The following is a 3,378-nucleotide window of genomic DNA, read 5'->3' as shown; positions in this document are numbered from 1 at the left end:
TGGAGACGTTTGATTTCCTGCTCCTGTGGCGTCAGGGCCATTCGGCCCTGACCTGGAAAGGCGAGGGAACCTTGCTTTGCGGCCTGTTTGCGCCATCTGGACAGCGCGGAGAGGCTGATTCCGAGGTCTCGGGCGACTCGACTCGGGCCGATATCTTCTCGGTCGGCCAGTTCGATGGCCTGGCGTTTGAATTCTGCAGTGTAGGTCTTCCTGGTCGTCATGGTCTCGCCTCCTATGCTGAAGGCTTAACCGCACCGACGCAAAACTGCCCTAATCCCAATCGTTGGTTGGGCCATGAGTGAGCGCCTGGAAACACTGCTGGTCACTGAAGCCTTGCAGATGGCCTTGGAGCGTCGTCGTCCTGGTGCAGGTCTCCTGCACCATTCAGATCGGGGCAGCCAATATGCCAGCGAGGCGTACCGACAGGCATTGCAGCGCCTGGAGGCAGTGCAGAGCATGAGCAGAAAGGGGAATTGCTGGGATAACAGTGTGCAGGAAAGCTTTTTCGCTACCCTGAAAACTGAGTTGGAACTGGATAGGGCGCGACTTCCTCGCGCCCAGACGAGAACGGAGGTGTTCGAGTGGATTGAGGTGTTCTACAACCGTCAGCGTCGTCACTCCTCGCTGAGCTACCAGTCACCGGTGGCGTTTGAGGAGCAAGCCCCCCATCCCTAACTCACTCTCCACCTACCCCTTGCAATTTCAACCCTCTTAGCGAACACTATAGTTTCAGGCAATGAACGACCATCTTGCAGAACGCGGCCATGTGCAGGTGCGAGGTGCGCGTGAGCACAACCTCAAAGACATTTCCGTTAGCCTACCGCGCGACGCCCTGGTAGTCTTTACAGGCATCTCTGGTTCAGGCAAATCCACGCTTGCGTTCGGTACGCTCTATGCCGAAGCGCAGCGGCGCTACTTGGAATCGGTCTCGCCCTATGCTCGGCGTCTGTTCAATCAGCTCGGGGTGCCTGACGTGGATGCCATCGAAGGCTTGCCGCCCGCCATTGCCCTTCAGCAGCAGCGCGGCACGCCCACCGCCCGCTCCTCGGTGGGCAGTGTCACCACGCTGTCCAATCTGCTTCGAATGCTTTACTCCCGCGCTGGAGATTATCCGCCTGGTCAAGACATCGTGTACGCCGATGGTTTTTCCCCCAACACTCCAGATGGCGCTTGCCAGGAGTGTCACGGATTGGGGCGGGTCTATACCGTCACCGAAGACTCAATGGTGCCTGATCCCTCGCTGACCATCAGGGAACGGGCCATCGCCGCCTGGCCCACCGCCTGGGGTGGCCAGAACCAGCGCGACATTCTAGTGTCGCTCGGAATTGACGTAGACCGACCTTGGAATGAGCTCCCCCAAGACACCCGCGACTGGATTCTCTTCAGCGAGGAACAACCCGTTGTTCCGGTCTATCCGGGCTTCACCCCAGAAGAAACCCGCCGCGCCGTCAAACGCAAACTGGAACCCGGTTACATGGGCACCTTTTCAAGCGCTCGCCGCCACGTCATGCACACGTTTGCCGACACCGAGAGCGCGTCCATGAAAAAACGGGTTCTGGAGTACATGATCGTGCAAGATTGCCCCCTGTGTCACGGTAAGCGGCTACGGCAAGAAGCTCTGAACGTGACTTTTGCCGGACTGGACATCACCGAGTTTTCACGACTGCCCCTTGCGACTGCTGCGACCCTGTTACTTCCCTTCGCCGAGGAGCGCGACCCCGGCCATGCCGAGCGATCAAAGAACCGGCCAGAGCAGGCCATCGCTCTACAACGCATGGCCGAAGACCTGACGCGCCGCATGAACGTCCTCCTCGACCTTGGCTTAGGTTACTTACAATTGGAACGCAGCACGCCTACCCTCTCGCCCGGCGAATTGCAGCGGCTGCGCTTGGCGACCCAGCTTTATTCCAACCTGTTCGGGGTAGTGTATGTGCTGGACGAACCCTCGGCAGGATTACACCCCGCTGATACCGAGGCGCTGCTGACGGCCCTAGATGGTCTTAAGCGGGGCGGAAACTCGCTGTTTGTGGTCGAGCATGAATTGGATATTATCCGCCGCGCCGATTGGCTGGTAGACGTGGGGCCAGGTGCGGGCGAACAGGGCGGGCAGATTCTGTACAGCGGCCCGCCCAAAGGCTTGAGCGAGATATCCGATTCTGCGACGGCCCGTTACCTTTTCGCTGAGCCGCAAGCTCGTACCACCCCTCTACGTACCCCACAGGGGTGGCTGGAACTGAACCATGTCACCCGCCACAACATGCACGACCTGAGTGTGCGCTTTCCTTTGGGCGTGCTGACCAGCATCACGGGCATTTCGGGGTCGGGGAAATCCACGCTGGTCAGTCAGGCGTTGGTAGAAGCGCTGGCCCACCATTTCGGCCATCCCCTGGAGCAAGACGCCCCTGAAGCCGACGATGAGACGACGCACAGGACGGGTGAAGTGGCCCACTTAGGCGGCGACCTCGCGCAGATCACTCGGCTGATTCAGGTGGACCAAAAACCCATTGGCCGCACGCCCCGCAGTAACATGGCGACGTATACCGGCCTGTTCGATCAGGTCCGTAAACTCTTTGCCGCCACACCGCTGGCCAAGCAGCGCGGGTACGCGGCAGGTCGCTTTTCCTTCAACGTTAAGGGCGGGCGTTGCGAACACTGTCAGGGTGAAGGGTGGATGATGGTGGAACTGCTGTTCTTGCCCAGCGTGTACGCGCCCTGCTCGGTCTGTCACGGCACGCGCTACAACGCCGAGACCCTCGAAGTCACCTACAAGGGCAAGAACGTGGCCGAGGTGCTGTCCCTCACGGTGGACGCGGCCTCTGACTTCTTTGACCAGGAACCCAACATGACCCGGCTGCTTGACACCCTGCGCGAGGTCGGCCTGGGCTACCTGCGGCTGGGTCAGCCTGCTACTGAGCTGTCGGGCGGCGAGGCGCAGCGCATCAAGCTGGCCACCGAGTTGCACCGCAGTGGACGGGGCGGCACGGTCTACATCCTGGACGAGCCGACCACAGGGCTGCACCCCGCCGACATTGACCGCCTGCAAAAGCAACTCGACAAGCTCGTGGAAGCGGGCAACACTGTGATTGCTGTCGAACACAAGATGCAGATGGTGGCAGGCAGCGACTGGGTCATCGATATTGGCCCTGGCGCGGGCGACCAGGGCGGACAAGTAGTAGTGCAGGGTACACCCGAAGTGGTAGCGGCGAGCGGCGAGAGTAAAACGGCTCCGTACTTGCGGGCCACGCTACGAACGGCAGGTTAAGGCAGCTCAATCCGTGCTGACTCCGATAAGGTCAGCACGGACAAACGGCTCCTCGGTGGAGAGACTGGCTCAGCTGACATCTCGCAGTTTTGAAAAACGGCGTCTGGAACGCGGTT

Annotated in this window: 2 protein-coding genes and 1 pseudogene; 2 read left to right on the top strand and 1 reads right to left on the bottom strand. The window is 60.3% G+C overall.

Annotation, left to right across the window (positions count from 1 at the left end):
• Positions 1 to 221, bottom strand: a 221-nt coding sequence (locus E5Z01_RS18745) for a transposase (protein ID WP_167758020.1), incomplete at its 3' end; no start/stop codon positions are given.
• A gap of 58 nt (positions 222 to 279) precedes the next feature.
• On the opposite strand from E5Z01_RS18745, the pseudogene E5Z01_RS18740 reads away from it, so the two are divergent.
• Positions 280 to 675: pseudogene (locus E5Z01_RS18740) on the top strand (IS3 family transposase); the annotation flags it as partial.
• A 61-nt stretch (positions 676 to 736) separates the two neighbouring features.
• A complete protein-coding gene (locus tag E5Z01_RS18735; protein WP_135230764.1) occupies positions 737 to 3,262 on the top strand; it encodes an ATP-binding cassette domain-containing protein in 2,526 nt (841 codons plus the stop codon).
• Positions 3,263 to 3,378: the final 116 nt, after the last annotated feature.

This window comes from Deinococcus fonticola (genome assembly GCF_004634215.1).
In the GTDB taxonomy this organism is placed as follows: domain Bacteria; phylum Deinococcota; class Deinococci; order Deinococcales; family Deinococcaceae; genus Deinococcus; species Deinococcus fonticola.
The sequence above is the reverse complement of the archived record's forward strand: the minus strand, read 5'-3'. Positions and strand labels throughout refer to the sequence as shown.